Annotated in this window: 19 protein-coding genes; 10 read left to right on the top strand and 9 right to left on the bottom strand. The window is 43.9% G+C overall.

Annotated elements, in window-relative coordinates:
* Nucleotides 1-74 precede the first annotated feature (74 nt).
* The 9 genes from map (at nucleotide 75) to panD (ending at nucleotide 8,920) form a co-directional block, all read left to right on the top strand.
* A complete protein-coding gene (map, locus tag ABXS85_RS16380) occupies nucleotides 75-932 on the top strand; it encodes a type I methionyl aminopeptidase (RefSeq protein WP_353667600.1) in 858 nt (285 codons plus the stop codon).
* Between the two features lie 60 nt (nucleotides 933-992).
* On the top strand, nucleotides 993-3,686 hold the full coding sequence (glnD, locus tag ABXS85_RS16375; protein WP_353667599.1) for a [protein-PII] uridylyltransferase: 2,694 nt from the start codon (nucleotides 993-995) through the stop codon (nucleotides 3,684-3,686).
* A gap of 7 nt (nucleotides 3,687-3,693) precedes the next feature.
* Nucleotides 3,694-4,881, top strand: coding sequence for a succinyldiaminopimelate transaminase (gene dapC / locus ABXS85_RS16370; protein ID WP_353667598.1), 1,188 nt, complete (start codon nucleotides 3,694-3,696; stop codon nucleotides 4,879-4,881).
* A 51-nt stretch (nucleotides 4,882-4,932) separates the two neighbouring features.
* A complete protein-coding gene (dapD, locus tag ABXS85_RS16365) occupies nucleotides 4,933-5,970 on the top strand; it encodes a 2,3,4,5-tetrahydropyridine-2,6-dicarboxylate N-succinyltransferase (protein WP_353667597.1) in 1,038 nt (345 codons plus the stop codon).
* A gap of 79 nt (nucleotides 5,971-6,049) precedes the next feature.
* A complete protein-coding gene (locus ABXS85_RS16360) occupies nucleotides 6,050-6,394 on the top strand; it encodes an ArsC family reductase (RefSeq protein ID WP_353667596.1) in 345 nt (114 codons plus the stop codon).
* Nucleotides 6,395-6,667: 273 nt separating this feature from the next.
* Complete coding sequence (gene dapE, locus ABXS85_RS16355; RefSeq protein WP_353667595.1) at nucleotides 6,668-7,813, top strand: succinyl-diaminopimelate desuccinylase; 1,146 nt, start codon at nucleotides 6,668-6,670, stop codon at nucleotides 7,811-7,813.
* Between the two features lie 26 nt (nucleotides 7,814-7,839).
* A complete protein-coding gene (locus tag ABXS85_RS16350) occupies nucleotides 7,840-8,121 on the top strand; it encodes a hypothetical protein (protein WP_353667594.1) in 282 nt (93 codons plus the stop codon).
* Nucleotides 8,111-8,485, top strand: coding sequence for a hypothetical protein (locus ABXS85_RS16345; protein ID WP_353667593.1), 375 nt, complete (start codon nucleotides 8,111-8,113; stop codon nucleotides 8,483-8,485). Before ABXS85_RS16350 ends, ABXS85_RS16345 begins: the two co-directional genes overlap by 11 nt.
* 54 nt (nucleotides 8,486-8,539) lie before the next feature.
* Complete coding sequence (gene panD / locus ABXS85_RS16340; RefSeq protein WP_353667592.1) at nucleotides 8,540-8,920, top strand: aspartate 1-decarboxylase; 381 nt, start codon at nucleotides 8,540-8,542, stop codon at nucleotides 8,918-8,920.
* A gap of 117 nt (nucleotides 8,921-9,037) precedes the next feature.
* Here panD and tpx read toward each other — a convergent pair whose 3' ends face one another.
* Nucleotides 9,038-9,535 (bottom strand): thiol peroxidase, encoded by a 498-nt coding sequence (tpx, locus tag ABXS85_RS16335; protein WP_353667591.1) that lies wholly within the window; start codon nucleotides 9,533-9,535, stop codon nucleotides 9,038-9,040.
* Between the two features lie 30 nt (nucleotides 9,536-9,565).
* On the bottom strand, nucleotides 9,566-10,018 hold the full coding sequence (locus ABXS85_RS16330; RefSeq protein WP_353667590.1) for a cold-shock protein: 453 nt from the start codon (nucleotides 10,016-10,018) through the stop codon (nucleotides 9,566-9,568).
* Nucleotides 10,019-10,307: 289 nt separating this feature from the next.
* On the opposite strand from ABXS85_RS16330, the gene ABXS85_RS16325 reads away from it, so the two are divergent.
* Nucleotides 10,308-10,520: a SlyX family protein gene (locus tag ABXS85_RS16325; protein ID WP_353667589.1), complete on the top strand. Its 213-nt coding sequence runs from the start codon at nucleotides 10,308-10,310 to the stop codon at nucleotides 10,518-10,520.
* Nucleotides 10,521-10,539: 19 nt separating this feature from the next.
* On the opposite strand, the gene ABXS85_RS16320 is transcribed toward ABXS85_RS16325, so the two are convergent.
* The 7 genes from ABXS85_RS16320 to relA all read right to left on the bottom strand — a co-directional run bounded on the left by ABXS85_RS16320 (nucleotide 10,540) and on the right by relA (nucleotide 19,511).
* The gene (locus ABXS85_RS16320; protein ID WP_353667588.1) at nucleotides 10,540-11,328 is read right to left on the bottom strand and encodes a class I SAM-dependent methyltransferase; all 789 of its coding nucleotides are present in this window, start codon (nucleotides 11,326-11,328) and stop codon (nucleotides 10,540-10,542) included.
* 27 nt (nucleotides 11,329-11,355) lie between these two features.
* Nucleotides 11,356-12,156, bottom strand: a complete 801-nt coding sequence (locus tag ABXS85_RS16315; RefSeq protein WP_353667587.1) for an undecaprenyl-diphosphate phosphatase — start codon at nucleotides 12,154-12,156, stop codon at nucleotides 11,356-11,358.
* A gap of 4 nt (nucleotides 12,157-12,160) precedes the next feature.
* On the bottom strand, nucleotides 12,161-12,868 hold the full coding sequence (gene tsaB / locus ABXS85_RS16310) for a tRNA (adenosine(37)-N6)-threonylcarbamoyltransferase complex dimerization subunit type 1 TsaB (protein ID WP_353667586.1): 708 nt from the start codon (nucleotides 12,866-12,868) through the stop codon (nucleotides 12,161-12,163).
* A gap of 7 nt (nucleotides 12,869-12,875) precedes the next feature.
* Nucleotides 12,876-13,532, bottom strand: a complete 657-nt coding sequence (gene adk / locus ABXS85_RS16305; protein ID WP_353667585.1) for an adenylate kinase — start codon at nucleotides 13,530-13,532, stop codon at nucleotides 12,876-12,878.
* A gap of 231 nt (nucleotides 13,533-13,763) precedes the next feature.
* Nucleotides 13,764-16,394 carry a phosphoenolpyruvate carboxylase gene (gene ppc / locus ABXS85_RS16300; RefSeq protein WP_353667584.1) on the bottom strand — a complete coding sequence of 877 codons (2,631 nt, stop codon included), beginning with the start codon at nucleotides 16,392-16,394 and terminating at the stop codon, nucleotides 13,764-13,766.
* Nucleotides 16,395-16,458: 64 nt separating this feature from the next.
* Nucleotides 16,459-17,265 (bottom strand): nucleoside triphosphate pyrophosphohydrolase, encoded by an 807-nt coding sequence (gene mazG / locus ABXS85_RS16295; protein WP_353667583.1) that lies wholly within the window; start codon nucleotides 17,263-17,265, stop codon nucleotides 16,459-16,461.
* Nucleotides 17,262-19,511 (bottom strand): GTP diphosphokinase, encoded by a 2,250-nt coding sequence (gene relA, locus ABXS85_RS16290; protein WP_353667582.1) that lies wholly within the window; start codon nucleotides 19,509-19,511, stop codon nucleotides 17,262-17,264. Before relA ends, mazG begins: the two co-directional genes overlap by 4 nt.
* Between the last annotated feature and the right edge of the window lie 15 nt (nucleotides 19,512-19,526).

Raw genomic sequence — 19,526 nt, 5'->3', positions numbered from 1 at the left:
CATGGGGATTCTAACACTTAACTCATGTAGAATAAGCGACAAATTATTAAAACCTTTTTTAAGATAAAGACACTATGAGCAACGAAATCCTACAAAAAGTTGAACAACTCACTCAAAATGGCCGTGTAGAGGTACCTGCTGGCGTTAAACTTCCGGCAGCCACTCGCTTCACCGACATTAACGACTTAGAAGGCATGCGAACCGCAGGCCGCCTTGCCGCGGAAGTACTGGTTATGCTGGAAGAATTTGTTGTGCCAGGTGTGAGCACAGAACAGCTTGACATCATTGCTCATAATTACATGATTGAACAACAGGGCGCAATTCCTGCTCCGCTTAATTATCATGGCTTCCCAAAATCTTGCTGCACCTCTGTTAATGATGTTGTTTGTCACGGCATCCCGAACGACAAACCCCTGAAAAAAGGCGATGTGGTTAACATAGATATCACTGTCATCAAAAACGGTTATTATGGCGATACCAGTAAAATGTTTTTTGTTGGCCCAGTTGCCGCTCATGCTGAGCGACTTGCTAAAGTCACTCAGGAATGTTTATACCTGGCCATCGACATGGTAAAACCTGGTATACAACTTGGTGATATTGGTGCCGCTATTGCAGCACACGCCCACAAAAACCATTATTCCGTGGTAGAAGACTATTGTGGTCATGGTGTTGGCACCACCTTCCACGGTGAGCCTCAGGTAGCTCACTATGGTAAACCGGGCACTGGATATACCTTAGAGGAAGGCATGACATTAACCATTGAACCTATGATTAATGCAGGTAAGAAGCAACTGAAACATTCAGGCCCAGATAATTGGATAGCAAAAACCAAAGATGGTCGTTTGTCTGCTCAATATGAGCACACACTTTTGGTCACTGCGGACGGCGTAGAAGTCCTAACCCGCCGCCCAGAAGAAACGCGCTTCGCATAGAAGTGCATCTCTCATTTCATCAAACTATTAGGTTATCTTGTCATTGATTGAGGCTTTTGTATGGACTTCCCTGCTTTTCCAGACGCTCCGCCATTGCTTTCTGAGGAAGAAAAAATTGAGCTTAGCCAAACCGACTGCTCAATTTCTCGCTATAAGGCTGTTATTGAAGAAAAAACTAACGCTTACAATGACTTGTTTCACTCTCTTTACCCTATCGAAAAACTGGTAAAAGGTTTATCTGCGTTTTTTGATGAGGTGCTACAAGCCGCCTGGATCGCCAAAAAACTAGATAGTGAAAAGCATGTCAGCTTGGTTGCTGTCGGAGGCTATGGACGTAGCGAACTGCATCCTAAATCTGATATTGATTTACTGATTTTAGTTGACAACGAAACCTCTGCGCCAAAAGACAAACTAGAGTCTTTCATTACTTTTTTGTGGGACATTAATTTAGACATTGGCCACAGTGTGCGCAGCATTGACGACTGCATAGAAATTGCCAAACAAGACATCACTATTATCACCAATCTCATTGAGTCACGAACCTTAATTGGCCCAGACAGCCTGCTCACTAAACTGCAAGTCAATATCGATACTGATAAGATGTGGGATGGCCGCTCGTTTTACAAAGCCAAGACAGAAGAGCAAAAGCAGCGTCACGCCAAATACCAAAATACTGCATACAATCTTGAACCCAATCTAAAAGAGTGCCCTGGTGGTTTACGAGACATGCAAGTTATCGACTGGGTAGCCAAACGCCACTTGCACACTCATCGCTTAAGTGCCTTGATTGATAAACAGTTTTTGTCTGAAGATGAATACATTCAAATCAAAGGCGCGGTCAGTCACTTATGGCGCATCCGCTGGGCATTGCACATGATCGCAGGGCGAAAAGAAGACCGTTTACTGTTTGATCACCAACGTACCTTAGCGAAACTCTTTGGCTTTGACGATGACGATCTGAAACGCAATGTTGAACGCTTTATGCAGGGCTATTACCAAAGTGTGGCCGCCATACAGCAACTAAACGACTTGTTATTACAACACTTTGAAGAATCCTTCTTAAGTGGTGATGAACAAAACAATATTGAAGTCTTAAATGAGCACTTTCAAGTTGCCAATGGTCAGCTAGAAGCTCGTTCTAATCGTTTATTCCAGGACAACCCCTCCTGCATGCTAGAACTTTATGTACTCTACGGTACTCATGAGAGCATTAGAGGCATTCGCGCCAACACCATGCGCCAACTTCGTGACAGCTTAGATCTGATTGACGATGATTTTCGCAACAACAAGGTTAACACAGACTTATTTTTAGACATCATTGCCAGTCGCTATCGCCTTACCAGCATATTAAGATCTATGAAACACCTAGGGCTGCTCGGGCGATATTTACCAGAATTCGGCGCCATCATAGGTCAGATGCAACATGATTTATTTCACATCTATACGGTTGATGCCCATACCCTTCAGCTAATTGAAAATATGCGTCGCCTATGGCTGTCTGAATTCAAACAAAAATTCCCCATTTCTGCGCAAGCAATCCGTCATGTACCAAAAGTCGAATTACTCTACATCGCAGGGCTATATCACGACATAGCTAAAGGTCGTGGTGGAGATCATTCGGAGTTAGGTTGTGTGGATGCGCAAGACTTCTGCGAACGTCATGGTCTTTCAAAGCGTGATACAGAACTAGTGGTTTGGTTAGTGCGTAATCACTTATTCATGTCGGTCACCGCACAACGCAAAGACATTTCGGACCCTGAGGTCATCTGGGAATTCGCCAGCTATGTAAAAGACCAAGAGCATTTGGATTACCTCTTTATACTGACCGTAGCTGACATTAATGCCACCAACCCAACTATGTGGAACAGCTGGCGCGCTTCGTTAATGCGTCAACTTTACTTAGAAACCAAACGCGCCTTACGCAGAGGCCTTGATTCACCTATCGACGCAGAAACCATCAGTGATGAGCATAAACAACGAGCCCTAGAATTCATTATTGAGCGTAATGTGGACATAGCAGAAGCCGAAGCTATTTGGGATACCATTGAAGAAGAATACTTCATTCGCTCTAACGGTGACGAAATTGCTTGGAATACAGAGTCCATAATTCACCACAGACCGAGTGATAAACCCCTTATTGCCATTACCCCATTAGGTGGCCGCAACTTCTCCGGCGCCAGCAAAATCTTTATTTACACCCCTATCAGCGACCACTTGTTCGCTGCCACAGCCGCCACCTTTGAACAACTTGGTTTAACCATTTTGGATGCTAAAATCAGTCATACTACTGATAACTATTCTTTAGATACTTTTGTGGTGATGGACAGTAATGATAATGATACGAACCTGTTTCTAGACAAACAACGTATTGAATTGATTAAAAGTACCTTGATGGAGCAGTTGGAGAATCCCTCTTCTTATGTGGGCTTAGTACAAAGACATACACCACGCATTTTGAAGATATTCAATTCACCAGCGACGGCACATTTTGTTAGCCAAGCAGAGGAAGTCTGGTCCACTTTGGAAGTTACAGCACCAGATCGCCCAGGATTGCTCGCGTTAATTGGCCAGTTTTTTATGCACAACAATATCATGTTGCACAAAGCCAAAATTGCCACCTTAGGCGAACGTGTGGAAGACACCTTTTACATCACAGACGACCAAGGTGAGCTAATCAGCAACCCACAGCGTATGGACACTATTTGTAATCTATTAAAAGAAAAAATTGACCGCTTTTCGCAAGCAACGGAATAACAGCACAATGAACCCACACATACAAACATTACACCCCTACCCATTCCAGAAACTTGCTGATTTGCTTAAGGGGCTAACGCCAAACCCAGATAAAAAGTTAATTAAACTGACCATTGGTGAGCCTCAGCACGCTGCCCCTAAGGTGGCTTTGGAGGCTTTGGAAACAAACCTACAAGGCGTTAGTAAGTACCCAAGCACCAAAGGTGAACTCAACTTACGAACAGCAATCAGTAATTGGGCTAAACAACGCTTTGATTTGGATCATTTAGACGCAGAGACACAAGTATTACCCGTTACAGGCACCCGTGAAGCCTTGTTTGCTATTGTTCAAACGCTAGTCGGAGAAAAACCGTCACCTTTAGTAGTGAGCCCAAATCCTTTTTACCAAATCTACGAAGGCGCTGCGATTCTAGCTGGAGCGGAACGCCACTTCCTAGCTTGTGATGCCAGCAATCAGTATCGCATTGATTACAGCAAAGTAAGCGATGATGTATGGCAAGCTTGTGAGCTAGTGTTTGTATGTTCTCCTAATAATCCAAGTGGAACAGTCACCACACTAGAAGACTATGCCCTATTAATTGAGAAAGCCAAGCAGTTCAACTTCACCATTGTGGCAGATGAGTGTTACTCAGAGATTTATTTTGGAGAAAAAGCACCGCTTGGGTTGCTGGAAGCCTGCCAAAAATTGGGCAACACAGATTACCAGCATTGCTTAATTTTCCAATCTTTATCTAAACGTTCAAATCTGCCTGGTTTACGCTCAGGCTTTGTGGCTGGTGATGCCAACATTCTTAAGCCTTTTCTGCTGTACCGTACTTACCAAGGCTGTGCCATGCCGCTTCATCATCAAATTGCGTCTATTGCAGCATGGAATGATGAGGCGCACGTCATCGAAAACCGTCAAATTTATACGCGTAAATTTGATGCGGTACTCAACATATTGCAGCCTATAATGAAGGTCAGTAAACCCGAAGCAGGTTTCTACCTATGGCCTGAGCTGGATATGCCAGACGAAGCATTCTGCACCGCCCTTTATCAAGAAGAAGCCGTACTGGTCTTACCTGGTAGCTATTTAGGCCGCATGGTTAATGAACACAACCCGGGCAGTCAACATGCACGCATGGCACTGGTTGCCGAAGAATCAGAATGCACTGAAGCAGCACAACGTATAAAAGCTTTCCTCAGTCGCAGATAACTCTTATTTTATAAAACATTCGCTATAAAACACTCAGTTGGAGAAGATTACATGAGTAATTCAATTTTCGCATTTGGCCTTGGCATTGGTACACAAAACAAAGAAGACCAGTGGCTTGAGGTTTTCTATTCAGCACCTTGCCTAGGCGCGGAAAAAAGCACTGTAGATGCTATCGTCGAAAGCACTAACTATGAAGGTGGCAACAGCACTCTAGTTCTGGATGAAAGCGACCTCAATCGTCTTCATATGAACCTATTAAAAGCAGGCAATATTGAGCAAGCCGAATTAGCCTCTCGCTTAAAAGCCTCTACACAACCTGTGATTCTTTGTATATTGGCAACAGACGAAGCTCCAGCCAATCCTGCTGAAGTTTATCTAAAACTGCAATTGATTTCTCATCGTTTAGTGCAACCACACGGCACAGTGTTAGACGGTATGTTTGGTCTACTGGTTAACACAGCTTGGACAAGCGATGGTCCCATCGACGTTCGTGAATTAGCAGACCGCCAACTAAGTGCCCGCATGGAAGGTCGTACTATTGAAGTATTCAGCGTAGATAAATTCCCTAAAATGCTTAACTTTGTTGTTCCGGCTGGTATTCGTGTGGGAGACGCCGCTCGCATCCGTCTTGGTGCTCATTTGGGTGAAGGAACAACGGTAATGCATGAAGGTTTTGTTAACTTCAATGCCGGTACACTTGGCACCAGCATGGTAGAAGGCCGAATTTCAGCTGGCGTTGTGGTTGGTAACGGCTCTGACTTAGGCGGCGGTTGTTCCACCATGGGCACACTTTCTGGCGGTGGTAACATTGTAATCGGTGTAGGCGAACAATGTTTGATTGGCGCCAATGCTGGCATCGGGATCGGCCTTGGCGATCGCTGCACAGTGGAATCTGGCCTATACATTACAGCAGGTTCTAAAGTGACCTTATTGGACGAAAACAACCAAGTTGTTTCTGTTGTGAAAGCACGCGAGCTTTCTGGTCAATCTGACCTCTTGTTCCGTCGCAACTCTGAAAGCGGCGCTATTGAATGCAAAACCAACAAAACAGCCATTGCGCTTAATGAAGCCTTGCACGCACACAACTAATCACCCTTAAAATAAGTCATGGCGCTGTTCTGCATGGAATGGCGCCATTTTTAAATGCAACTTCATTGGGGAAAACATTATGTTGAATGTCTATGGCATTAAAAATTGCGACACAATGAAAAAAGCCTTTCGCTGGCTTGACGACAATCAAATCGACTATCAGTTTCATGACTATAAAAAAGCTGGTGTACAGGCGGAACAGGCAAAAGCTTGGATCGACAAACTCGGCTGGGAAAATGTGATCAATAAACGTGGTACTACTTGGCGCAAACTCGACGATGCAACAAAAGATACTATGGATGCTGAAAAGGCTGTGGCATTAATGCAACAACAACCTTCGATCATTAAACGCCCTTTGATAGAGACCAAAACAGAAATTTTATTAGGCTTTAATGCCGAGCAATATAGCCAAGCATTTCACTAACGCAGAACCGGGGTATATATTCGACGCGGATCTTCTTTTTTTTGAATCATTGGAGTGACCGTGGGTGTGTACCCCGAAGTAGATACATCAGAACGAATAACTGGAACAAAATAGGATTCCTGAACGACTGGCGGCCTCAACACACCGCACCCAGCAGTAATAAAGCTCAATAAAATAACGGCGCTTCGCTTCATATTTCCACCTTTATGATCATCTCCTGTTATAGTAACAGAGTCTCTTATAAAGTAGCGAAAACCAACGAAAAGGTAAAGAATGTCTAACTTATCACCAACGCTAAAACTCGCCATTGACTTAATATCACGTGCTTCTGTCACACCTGAAGACGCAGGCTGTCAAGACCTGATGATTGCACGCTTGGAAAAACTCAATTTCCAAATTGAAAAAATGCCTTTTGGTGAGGTAAAAAACTTTTACGCAAAGCGAGGTGAGTCAGGACCAAATCTGTGTTTCGCAGGCCATACTGATGTAGTGCCAAGCGGCCCTGAGAACGAATGGAAAGTACCACCATTTGAGCCACAAATTATCAACGGCATGCTTTATGGTCGCGGCGCTGCCGATATGAAAGGAAGCCTTGCCGCTATGATCACAGCAGTAGAGAGTTTTATTAATGCCTATCCTGATCATCCAGGACAAATTTCATTCCTCATTACCAGTGACGAGGAAGGCCCCTTTGTTGACGGTACAACTCGTGTTGTGGATGCTCTCATGGCCCGTGAAGAACAAGTGGATTGGTGCATTGTTGGTGAACCGTCCAGTACCAAACAATTAGGTGATATTATTAAAAACGGTCGTCGTGGCTCTTTCAGCGGTGACCTAACAATTTACGGTAAACAAGGTCATGTTGCCTATCCTCACCTAGCGGTTAATCCCATTCACCTAGCAGCTCCTGCACTAGCAGAATTGGCAAGCACCCATTGGGACGATGGTAACGATTTCTTCCCGCCAACCAGCTTTCAAGTGTCTAATATTCATTCGGGGACTGGCGCCACCAATGTGGTTCCAGGTGATCTAAAAGCACAATTCAATTTCCGTTTCTCTTCTGAATTGGACTTCGACACATTAAAAGAACGTGTACTGGCTGTACTAGACAAACATCAATTGGCGTATGACATTGACTGGACATATAATGGCCTGCCTTTTTTGACTAGACCAGGTGAATTGGTGGACGCTATTGTCGATGCCGTCGAGGAAAAAGTCAGTATCACGCCTGAATTATCCACTTCTGGCGGCACCTCTGACGGTCGCTTCATTGCCAAGATGGGCACACAAGTGGTTGAGCTTGGCCCAGTCAATGCCACCATACATCAGATTAACGAATGCGTTGATGCCAATAGCTTAGATCAACTGAGTGATGTTTATCATCGCATTTTAGAAAATCTGTTCATAAAGAACAGCTAATTTTCTTCATTAGCATAGCAAACAGCATGAGAGATAAGATTCACCACCTAACCATCAGACTTGGCAAAAATCCAAGACGGGCCTTGATTAAAATGATTCAGGGCGGCTTGTTGTTTGTGTTTGGCTCGCTCATGCTGATGGTCGCTGATCGTGTTTTGAAAGATTCTTTTGCGCAGGAAATCATCGCCTTTGTCGGTTTAGTTTTAGCGGCTTGCGGTGTTATCTGGACCTTAGTAGGATACCTGTCGATGAGCGTCCTACGAATTTATCATATGATACAAAAAAGAGACGAAGACGATGCAAACTGACATCGAAATCTATGTTCTTTCCTGTCCTTTGGAAAACATTATTGAATGGCTTGGAAAAGAATTCACACTTATCAACAAGACCACCCTAAGCAAACTCTGCACTAAGTTAAAAGTACAGTATCAAGAGGCAGAAATTGACGTCACCATACTGCAAGAAGCTGCTGGAAAACGCTTCACATCCGTCTGGTTTGATTCTGAGCAAACCCCATGGGAAAACGATATGGCTTGTGCAAAACACGCTTTTTCAGTCCTACAATGTGAGGTTCGCTGCAATTATCAAGGATGGCAAGAAGAAGGCACACAAGATCCTGATCAATGGTGGCGCATTAATGACCAAAATGAAGGACCTTTCATTTGGAAATAGAACACTGCAGATTCTGATCTCAGTGGCAGGCAAAATAAGAGTAGAGAAATTGTAATGCAAGTAACACTTTTAAAAGGCAAACTTCACATGGCGAGCGTGACCCAAGCCGAGCTTTGGTATGATGGTTCCTGTGCTATTGATGAAGACCTGGTTAAACTCGCTGGTTTACGCGAATTTGAAAAGATCGATATCTATAATGTCGATAATGGTGAACGCTTCCATACTTATGTGATTCTAGCGGAAGCAGGCTCCGGCACCATTTCCATGAATGGCGCAGCGGCGCGACGTGTACAAGTTGGGGACCGTGTCATTATCGCTGCATACGGCCAATTTGAAGAGCAAGAAGCCGATGAATATAAACCTAAATTGGTTTACTTAAACAAAGACAATAGTGTAGAACGTTCTACCAATACCATCCCGGTGCAAAAGAACTGATTCAAACAACGCTTTATCTGCCAATATAAAAAATCCCGCGTCACCTTTTGGTCATGCGGGATTTTTATTTTTAAGCTCGCTATTTTTTAGATAGCCGCTCTTAAGAAATTAATCTCTTTAAGATAGTACTGCTAGTGCCGCATCGTAGTTTGGCTCATCAGCCGTTTCAGCGACCTGCTCAGAATAAATGACCTTACCAGACTCATCCAACACCACCACAGAACGTGACAGCAAACCAGCTAGGGGACCATCAGCAAAAGTCAAACCATAATCCTCACCAAAGCTGGAACGGAAACTCGAGCCAGTATCTACATTATCAATACCTTCCGCACCACAAAAACGAGCTGTAGCGAACGGTAAATCAGCAGATACACATATCACATTCACACCTTTCAGCGCCGCAGCAGACTCGTTAAATTTACGCACAGATGTTGCGCAAGTAGGTGTATCAATTGAAGGAAAAATATTTAATACCAATTTTGAGCCTTTGTAATCAGCCAAGGTGCTTACTGACAAATCCATTTTAACCAACTCAAAATCAGGCGCTTGCGAACCAACAGCAGGCAATTCACCTACTGTATTGAAAGGATTACCTTTTAATGTAACTTGTGCCATGTGTATCTAGCCTCTTAATAAAAACGGAAATTAACCGCGAACAATAGAAACGTTTTCAGCTTGCTTGCCTTTCTCACCCTCAGTGACATAAAAGCGCACTAACTGACCTTCCACCAAGAAACGACGACCACGTCCTCGAATAGCTCGATAATGGACAAATACATCGTCTCCATTTTCCATAGTAAGAAAACCAAAACCTTTAGAAGAATTGAACCATTTTACCGTTCCTTGCTCCCTGTCATCATCGTCATCCATTTGACCAGAAGACGATGAGAAGCGCGCTTGACTAACCATAGTACCCAAATAAACAGAAACCAAAATAAAACCGAAATACACTAGGTAATTGGTTGCAACCTCTTCTTTTAAAACCCCTGCAATTAATAGTGGCACAATCAGTGCGATGATGATGCTAACAATAAACGCGCGTAATGAAAAAAAACCGGCACTTGATGCGCCATTGGAATAATTATCTTGATTGTTCATAACAATATATCTCTTATCTCATTAAATAGTATTGTGATGCCAAATCGGCAAAGAACGCCGATTCCGTGTTAGTAAAATTGAATAAATAGATATTTTTACCAAACTCTTTCATAAATGCCATGTGAAGCCAATTCAGATGAGAGTAAAATATCCGCACTTAATTAATAGGCAATTTTCACGCCATTCTTACCGAATATATGACCGCAACACAAGTCATGTTATTTTTTCAAGAATCGCTGAAAAAATATGAGCTTAGCTCAAACTTAAGATTAACACACAGAAGGCATCAATGAATACCTCACAAGTCAATCAACGTATCGACGAATTGGAAATCAAACTGCAGTTTCAGGAAGATACTATCGACAGTTTAAATAACGCTTTGGTGCAACAACAAAAAGACATCATGTTGCTAAAAGAGCAATTAAACTTATTCGCAAAACAACTGGAATCTTATCGTCAGCAACAAGGTATTAATGACGCAGAGAGACCACCACATTATTAAGGCTATATAAGCGACAAGACTAATCGTGATCTAAGGATTTGATTACATAGATATCAAAGCGGCCCGATTTCCCTTCGAGTTGATAAGTCGGCTCTTCTTGATTGAGGAAAGGTGCCCCTTTTGGACGTTTGACCACCACCCGATAAACAGCCCTTTGTTTGGCTTCAGCTAATAAGGCATCAGCATCCTCGTCTTTACCTATCAAATCACGAAAGAAAGCCATTTCTTTTTTTGCGGCGGCGGAAGATTTGTCGGTGTGGGGGTACATTGGATCAAGAAATACCACGTCAAACTGAGCTTGTTCTGATAAATCCGCTATATGAGAGGCGGCTAGAGTCATTCGTGACACAATATCAGATACCTCTGCATGAATAGCCGCGCGGTATAAACCGTCTGCCAATAAACACCTGACAAAGCCGACTCGCTCACAAAGAGTTAACTGACAACCAAGTGAAGCAAGCACAAACGCATCTCGCCCTAAGCCAGCTGTAGCGTCTAAAACCGATAATTCATTGCGCTTATTGAGCCCCACAGCTTTAGCAATATCCTGCCCTTTGCCGCCACCGAAGCGACGTCTATGATCTACTGCACCAGCAGTAAAATCCACCATTACAGGTTTAGGCGCGCCCTTGCCTGTTTTGGCAATGGCTAAGCCCTGACTGTTTTTCAACAATAGATAATCATAGTCGGTGGCAAATTTAAGTGGCGTTTTCAGGGCATAAAAGGGCAACACCAAGCTTGTGGATAAAGCCCTTGTTTCATCCACATAAACCGACTCATCTGTTGCCACTGCAATCGAATGTGCCATAGGTGAATGTCCTATCCTAAAGAGCCTTTAAGCATAAACTACCAGTAAAAGAGCTAAGCCTATTATTAATCGATAGAGGAAAAAAGGAAAAAAGCCAATGGTATTCAACCATTTCAAAAACAGATAAATACACAAATAGGCACTTACAGCGGATAACACCACACCTGAGGTAATACTGGTCCAATCCACACTAACATGAGAGGACAAGAGCTCAACCAGCTTCAAGCTGCCTGCTGCGACAATCAGTGGTATTGACAGTAAAAATGAAAATCTTGCAGCAGTTTGTCGCGTAAAACCCAAACTGCGTGCGGCTGTCATTGTAATCCCTGAACGAGATGTTCCAGGAATTAATGCTAAGGCTTGAGCAACACCTATCAATAATACACTACGCCAAGTAAAATCTTGCTCTGTTTTAAGGTGCCGACCATAGCGATCAGACAACCACAACAAAACACCAAAACCTATCGTAGTGTAAGCAATCACCTCAATAGAACGTAAATAAGTTTCTATGATGTCTACAAAGACCAAACCAGCCACACAAGCAGGAATCGTTGCCAAAACAATCCACCAAGCCAATTGGCTCTCACTACAGGCACCTTTACCAATAACGGACCGACACCAAGCGCAAATAATCTTCCACAAATCTTGTCGAAAATACCAGACAATGGCAATCAGAGTACCGACGTGCACTGCCACATCAAATGCCAAACCTTGATCAGGCCAATCAAGCAGTTGTGCAGGAAGGATAAGATGAGCCGAGCTGGAAATAGGGAGAAATTCAGTTAACCCCTGAATCAGGGCCAAAAAAACAATCTGGTACCACAACATAAAATTAACGCTTTCCTATTCGAGGAGCCTGTTTTTCCCAGGTAATCTCGTCCCTTAGATAAGTTGGAATCGCTTCATAAGGCGATACTGTTTCCTCTTTTGCAAACTTCATTGCAGCAAGCTCTGCAACACAAGCAGCACGCGGAGCCAACTCATCAAACACATATTGAGGTGCAGACGGCAATAACGCAGCAAGTTGCTCAGCATAACACCAACCAGAACCCACTCCATTGTATTGATCAGAAAATGGCAGCAACCGCTCAGGCTTTATTACCTGTTCGGCTTGCAAGCACTCAATCTGATAACCCTGTGCATTTTTGTCCAGCTGGTAGCCCGCCATGTAAATCTCACCCATGCGAGCATCCAGAGCTGCCAACCATTTGTGCTGACCTGATTTTTGAAACCCTTCCAGTGCCAACGCCTCTAAAGTAGACACTGGCACAACGGGCAAATCAGCACCAAAAGCAAGCCCTTGCACAATACCTGCACTAATTCGGAGCCCTGTAAAAGACCCAGGACCACGACCAAAAGCAATGGCATCTAAATCAGCTAAGGTCAATGTTGCCTGCTGTAAAATCTGTTCAACCATTGGCAGAATCAGATCATTATGCAGGCGTGGCGCCATACGAAAATCTTCCAGTACCACACCATCAATATTCAACGCCACAGAACAGGCTGGCGTTGACGTATCTATCGCAAGAATGACGGTCATTGAATCATTAAGCCTGCAAAGAAGATAACAAGTTTTGTTTGATTTCGTTTAGGTCGCCCACACCATTCACTTTGACAAAGGTTGGCGCATTAGCGTTATCAGCTTTTTGCCAGTCTTGGTAGTAACCAATCAAAGGCGCTGTTTGTTCGTGGTAGACACCTAGGCGTTTACGAACCGTTTCTTCCGTATCGTCAGCACGTTGGATCAAGTCTTCTCCCGTTACATCATCTTTCCCAGCCACTTTTGGTGGATTATAAACAAGATGGTAACTACGACCAGACGCTTCATGAACTCGACGACCACTCATGCGCTGAACAATTTCTTCATCGGCGACATCGATTTCAACCACGTAATCAATCTTAACTCCAGCTTCTTTTAGAGCATCAGCTTGAGGAATAGTGCGTGGAAAACCGTCAAACAAAGCGCCTTTCACACAATCTTCTTGAGTTAGACGCTCCTTGACTAAGCCAATTATAATGTCATCAGACACAAGCTGACCGGCATCCATTACGGCTTTCGCTTTCAAACCCAATTCGGTGCCCGCTTTTACCGCTGCTCGCAACATATCTCCTGTTGAGATTTGTGGAATACCAAACTCTTCGGTAATAAACTGAGCTTGCGTACCTTTACCGGCACCAGGTGCACCTAATAGTATTACTCGCATAATAAAGTCTCCAAAAGAAGCGTTAACTGATTCGCAAGGATGACTGACACAATACTAACTGGACGCTCCTACTAAAGGTGCGCAAAACAGAGTGTACAGGCAAACCAATTGCATACTTAAAAATTGAATGGCCGCCAAGCATAACCAAGCAGCCCTTCATTATGCAAATTTACCTGCCATTTTTTGCCATTTTCTTTCTCATACTGAATATTTATCAAAGGATTTAATTCATTAGCCCGTATTTTGCATACCACTGGCAATACCTGCCATGGTAATCATCAAGGCTTTATTCACCTGAGCATTTTCTGGGTCACGTCGACTCCGGTATAGAAGCTCTGCTTGCAGATAGTGCAGAGGATCAATGTAAGGATTACGTACATCAATTGATTGACGAATGGTTTTGTTGTCCTCAATTAAACGCTCTTGCTGCTTAAGCATTTTCACCAGTTCACTGACCTGATGCAATTTGCCACGTAATAGTCGTCCTAGCCCCTGTAATTCATCTGGCACCAAACGTTTTTCATAATATTCAGCAATTTCTGGTTCCGCTTTCGCCAACACCATGTCTAACATATCAAGATAAGCACCAAAGAAAGGCCATTTGGCGTGCATTTCTCGTAGCTTATTCAAGTTGCCAGACTCCATGGCTTGTTCTATTGCACTCTCTGCTCCTAACCAAGCAGGTAGCATTAAGCGAATCTGCATCCAAGCGAAAATCCAAGGAATGGCTCGCAGGCTTTCTACTCCGCCATCCGAACGTCGACGCGCGGGACGCGAACCTAATGGCAACTTCGCCAACTCTTGCTCTGGCGTTGTGGCGCGAAAATAAGGGACAAAGTCTTCATGACCACGAACAATAGAACGATACTGATTCATGCCCACTTCCGCCATTTCATCCATAATGGCACGCCATTCTTCTTTCGGCGCTTCAGCTGGCAATAACGTCGCTTCCATCACGGCAGAACAATAAAGTTCCAAAGAGCGTACAGCGATATCTGGAATACCGAATTTAAAGCGAATCATCTCACCTTGTTCGGTAACACGGATAGCACCGTTTACCGATCCAGGAGGTTGCGACAAGATGGCCACATGCGCCGGACCGCCACCACGCCCCACTGTGCCCCCTCGACCATGGAAGAGAGTCAGGTGAATTCCATGTTTCTGACATAAGCGTGTTAAGGCTTCCTGAGCACGATATTGACCCCAAGTCGCGGCAATCTGACCCGCATCTTTGGCCGAGTCGGAATAACCTATCATGACTTCCTGATGACCATTGATATAAGACTTATACCAAGGCATAGAGAAAAGCTGTTCTATAATTGGCTCAGCATTGTCCAAGTCCGCTAGGGTTTCAAACAAGGGCACAATACGCATTGGAAAGCTGACGCCGGACTCTTTCAGCATGAGCGCCACAGCTAACACATCGGAAGGCGCACTGGCCATTGAAATAACATAAGATCCAAAAGAGCTTTTCTCCCCTTGCGCTATCATGGCAAAGGTATCCAGCACTTCTTTAACCTCATCTGTCGGTGACCAATCCAATGGTAACAAAGGGCGTTTCGAATTTAACTCCGCTAACAAGAAAGCTTGGCGCGATGCTTCGTCCCACTCAGCATAATCACCAAGCCCGTAAAAACGAGTAATGGCGGACAAAGTATCAATGTGACGAGCAGAATCTTGGCGCACATCCAAACGCACTAGCGTCATACCAAAGGTAGCGGCACAGCGAATCAAATCCAGTAGTGATCCGTTAGCGATCACCTTCATACCGCAGTCTAATAAAGATTGATAACACAACACCAAATCCTCAATCAGCTCTTCACTATTGAGAAAGATGTCGTCCTCTGGCACAGGGTTACCATCCAAACTGGCTTTCGCCCAATTCTTAGTGGCTCGCATTTTGGTTTCTAGGTGACGCAACACTTCACGATAAGGCTGAGCACTGTCTCCAACACGCTCACGCATTGCATCATTACACTGAGTCATAGAAAACTCTGAACGCAGCAGATTTAAATCTTTAATGTATAAATCTGCCGCCATCCAACGAGCCAATAAAGCCACTTCTTTGGTAACTTTATGAGTTACATTCGGATTGCCATCACGATCTCCCCCCATCCAGGTCGCGAAACGAATAGGCGCTAAGTCCAATGGCAAATGCTCTTGATCAGAGTATTGACTGAACTGTTCATCCAACTGACGGAAAAAACGAGGCACAGCTTGCCATAAGGATTGTTCAATAACGGCAAAACCCCACTTAGCTTCATCTACTGGCGTCGGACGCTCTTCGCGAATTTCATCCGTATGCCAAGCTTGCGTGATGATTTCTTTTAGACGACGTATATGCTTAGTTTCTTCCAGCGGCAGAATATTGTCTTTATCTAGAGCTTCTAGTTCACTGGAAATATTATCGTATTTACGAATCAAAGAACGTCGCACCACTTCTGTTGGATGCGCAGTTAACACCAGTTCAATAGACTGGTCTTGCAATGCTTTGATCATTTGTTCTGGCGTGTATTTTTGCTCTGCTAAACGACTTAGCAGATCACCCACTGGGTTGTGGTATACCCCTAAGCTTTCATTGGTACGACGACGATGAACACGATGATATTGCTCAGCAATGTTGGAAAGGTTTAAGAACTGATTAAAGGCGCGAGCAACAGGAACAATCTCTTTATCCTCCAACGCTTCTAGGGCTTCAATAAGAGCAGCTGAATTCCCTGATTGACGACCATCCTTTGATAGCAAACGAATTTTTTCTACGTTTTCGAGGAAGTCTTCTCCTAAGTGATTACTCATGCTTTCGCCGAGACAATCCCCCAGCAATCTCACATTTTCGCGTAATGACGCCTGACGATCACTCACCTAAACCTCCTAAAAGTACCGTACACATTTATTGAGTCGCGTTATTATTTGTTGTGTTACAAACCTATAAACCTTCGCTTTTGGCTTGTTCCCAATAACGGTCTAATTCTTCTAACGAACAATCTGTTAGCTGTCTGTCTTCTGCTGCCAGAAAGGCTTCAATTCTAGCAAATCGTCGTCGAAATTTGATATTGGTTTTCTGCAAGGCAATGTCTGGAGAAACCTGTAAATGACGCGCTAAATTGGTGACAGCAAACAATACATCTCCCATTTCTGACGCTACATGATCTTGTTCACCAGCCACAATGGCTTCTTCCAATTCTGTCAATTCTTCACGAATTTTGGCAAATACAGGCTGAATCTCGGGCCAGTCAAAGCCAAACTTTGCGGCTTTTTGCTGTAACTTTACTGCTTGCATTAAAGCAGGCATAGAGACTGGCACCTCATCCAAGACTCCTTGCGGTGCTTGCTCAGCCTTTTCTTGTGCCTTGATGCTTTGCCACTGAGCAGAAATTTCTTCTTCAGATAAATGGCAAACCTCACCAAAACGCTGCAAATCCGCATCTGGAAAGACATGGGGATGACGGCGTAACATTTTATTCACTATGGCATTTACCACATCATCAAAATTGAACCGCCCTTCTTCTTTAGCAATCTGCGCATAAAAAATAACTTGGAATAATAAATCCCCCAGCTCTTCTTTAAGGTGCTCATAATCTGCTTTTTCTATAGCATCAATGACTTCATAGGTTTCTTCCAAAGTATAAGGTGCAATGCTCTGATAGGTTTGCTTCTTATCCCAGCTGCAGCCAAACTCTTTGTCACGTAAACACGCCATTAAATACTCTAAACGTTGGATGGCTTCACTCAAGCGTCTTTCTCTCTAAACACATTTAATACGTTAGGTAACTGATTGATACGGTGAAGTAATTTACTCAACACACTCAGCTCACCTACCTCTATGGTAAAGCGAATATTAGCGGTGTGATTTTCCTTAGCAGACAAGGTATTCATGGACAATAAATTGACCTTCTCATTTGCCAACAAGCCTGTAATATCATTCAGCAAGCCCGTTCTATCATAAGCTTCAACTTGAATGTTAACTGGGTATTGATTATCAACTCGCTCCCCCCAACTTACATCAATAATACGCTCTGGCTCATCCATACCAAGCTGAATAATATTGATGCAATCTTGACGGTGAACCGATACACCACGCCCCTGAGTAATATAGCCAGTAATGTCGTCGCCAGGAATTGGCGTACAGCATTTAGCCATTTGTGTCAGTAGTTTACCAACCCCTAGAATATGAATGTCATCGTCTGAAGATTTGTGACGACTCTTTTTCAAACGAATTGGACGGGTACTTGCCGCCTCACCATCCAAAGTAAAAAATTCATCGATCACTCGCAGTACACGCGCTAGCTGAATATCGCCAGCACCTAAGGCCACATACACTTCGTCAGCGTGGGAGAAGTTAAAACGGGAAGCGACAGTGGCAAGGTCAATGCGACTCTCTTCAATACCCAATCGCTTCAACTGTTTGTCTAATAAAGCCCTACCTGCTTCCAGGTTTTTCTCACGATCTTCCTTTCTAAACCAACTCTGAATTTTGGCGCGGGCTCGGTTGGTCTGTACATATCCCAATGTTGGGTGTAACCAATCACGGCTCGGACCACCTTCCTTGGAGGTTAAGATTTCGATCTTATCACCCGTTTTTAGATGGGTTACCAAAGAAATGATCTTGCCATTGACTTTGGCGCCACGACAACGATGACCAATTTCTGTGTGCACACGATAAGCAAAATCTACTGGTGTGGCATTGATTGGCAAATCCACCACATGACCATCCGGGGTAAAGACATAAATTCGATCTTGTTCAATATCACTGCGCACTTGTTCAGATAAGGATTCCAAATCCCCCTGTACTTCATGGAAGTCTAAGATGGTTCTAAGCCACTGCAATTTTTCTTCATAACTGCTGCTGTTAGAACTTAAATCCGTACCCTTATATTTCCAGTGAGCACACACTCCCAACTCTGCATCTTCATGCATTTTTTGCGTACGGATCTGTATCTCCAACGCGCGACCTTGGGGTCCTACCACAGCGGTATGAAGTGATTGATAACCATTAGATTTAGGATTACTGATGTAATCATCGAACTCTTGAGGTATGGGCTTCCAAAGGTTATGAACAATACCCAACACGCCATAACATTCCATAGGTTCGTTAACCAAAATACGCACAGCACGAACATCATAGACTTCATCAAAGCCGATGTTCTTACGCTTCATTTTGCGCCAAATACTGTAAATATGTTTAGCACGACCCATTAAGTCAGCATGAATGTTAATTCCTTTTAAACGTTGATCCAGCAAGTTAATGACATCATCTATATACTGTTGACGATCAAGGCGTTTTTCATCCAACCATTTAGCGATACGCTTATATTCGGTAGGGTACAAATAACGAAAAGATAAATCTTCCAATTCCCACTTGATGTGGCCAATTCCTAAACGGTGAGCTAATGGCGCATAAACACTTTGCACTTCAAGAGCAACCGCAACACGACGATCATCGTCTTGATACTTAGCTTCTTTTATAGCACAAGCTCGTTCAGCCAGCTTAATAAGCACTACGCGCACATCGTCAATGATGGATACCAGCATTTTGCGCAAGGATTCAAGCTGGTTTTCATTGCTGCCTAAGACTTCAGCTGCGCTATCTGCAGTAAGATTCTTGGACACTTCCCCCATGCGAATAACGCCTTCCACTAAGGATGCCACCTTACGGCCAAACATATCCACAACACGGGTTAGCGGCAGCTGATCTTCGCGCACAGCTCGATACAATGCGGCGGCTACCAAGGAATCCTGATCAGCACGAAAACCAGATAAAATTTCGACCATTTCCAAACCGGCTCGGAAAGTACTGGCCTGTGGTCCCCAATATGAAGGTCGGGCACACTGAAGTTCGGCTTGGCGTGAAAGTTCACAAGCCATGCGTAAGGGAACACGTGCACTGTCATCAATTAACTCGGCAAAACCCGCCATCCAAGCGTCGATATCAACACTGCCATCCTCTAACACTGGATGGTCTTTTCTTACTGTTACCATTTATCCGCCCTTTTC

Origin of the sequence: Marinomonas sp. THO17 (assembly GCF_040436405.1) — a bacterium.
GTDB lineage: Bacteria > Pseudomonadota > Gammaproteobacteria > Pseudomonadales > Marinomonadaceae > Marinomonas.
The sequence above is the reverse complement of the archived record's forward strand: the minus strand, read 5'-3'. Positions and strand labels throughout refer to the sequence as shown.

Bases quoted from the DNA above. Each gene is read 5' to 3' on its own strand.
- map (WP_353667600.1), top strand. From the start codon at position 75: ATGAGCAACGAAATCCTACAAAAAGTTGAACAACTCACTCAAAATGGC.
- glnD (WP_353667599.1), top strand. From the start codon at position 993: ATGGACTTCCCTGCTTTTCCAGACGCTCCGCCATTGCTTTCTGAGGAA.
- dapC (WP_353667598.1), top strand. From the start codon at position 3,694: ATGAACCCACACATACAAACATTACACCCCTACCCATTCCAGAAACTT.
- dapD (WP_353667597.1), top strand. From the start codon at position 4,933: ATGAGTAATTCAATTTTCGCATTTGGCCTTGGCATTGGTACACAAAAC.
- ABXS85_RS16360 (WP_353667596.1), top strand. From the start codon at position 6,050: ATGTTGAATGTCTATGGCATTAAAAATTGCGACACAATGAAAAAAGCC.
- dapE (WP_353667595.1), top strand. From the start codon at position 6,668: ATGTCTAACTTATCACCAACGCTAAAACTCGCCATTGACTTAATATCA.
- ABXS85_RS16350 (WP_353667594.1), top strand. From the start codon at position 7,840: ATGAGAGATAAGATTCACCACCTAACCATCAGACTTGGCAAAAATCCA.
- ABXS85_RS16345 (WP_353667593.1), top strand. From the start codon at position 8,111: ATGCAAACTGACATCGAAATCTATGTTCTTTCCTGTCCTTTGGAAAAC.
- panD (WP_353667592.1), top strand. From the start codon at position 8,540: ATGCAAGTAACACTTTTAAAAGGCAAACTTCACATGGCGAGCGTGACC.
- tpx (WP_353667591.1), bottom strand. From the start codon at position 9,535: ATGGCACAAGTTACATTAAAAGGTAATCCTTTCAATACAGTAGGTGAA.
- ABXS85_RS16330 (WP_353667590.1), bottom strand. From the start codon at position 10,018: ATGAACAATCAAGATAATTATTCCAATGGCGCATCAAGTGCCGGTTTT.
- ABXS85_RS16325 (WP_353667589.1), top strand. From the start codon at position 10,308: ATGAATACCTCACAAGTCAATCAACGTATCGACGAATTGGAAATCAAA.
- ABXS85_RS16320 (WP_353667588.1), bottom strand. From the start codon at position 11,328: ATGGCACATTCGATTGCAGTGGCAACAGATGAGTCGGTTTATGTGGAT.
- ABXS85_RS16315 (WP_353667587.1), bottom strand. From the start codon at position 12,156: ATGTTGTGGTACCAGATTGTTTTTTTGGCCCTGATTCAGGGGTTAACT.
- tsaB (WP_353667586.1), bottom strand. From the start codon at position 12,868: ATGACCGTCATTCTTGCGATAGATACGTCAACGCCAGCCTGTTCTGTG.
- adk (WP_353667585.1), bottom strand. From the start codon at position 13,532: ATGCGAGTAATACTATTAGGTGCACCTGGTGCCGGTAAAGGTACGCAA.
- relA (WP_353667582.1), bottom strand. From the start codon at position 19,511: ATGGTAACAGTAAGAAAAGACCATCCAGTGTTAGAGGATGGCAGTGTT.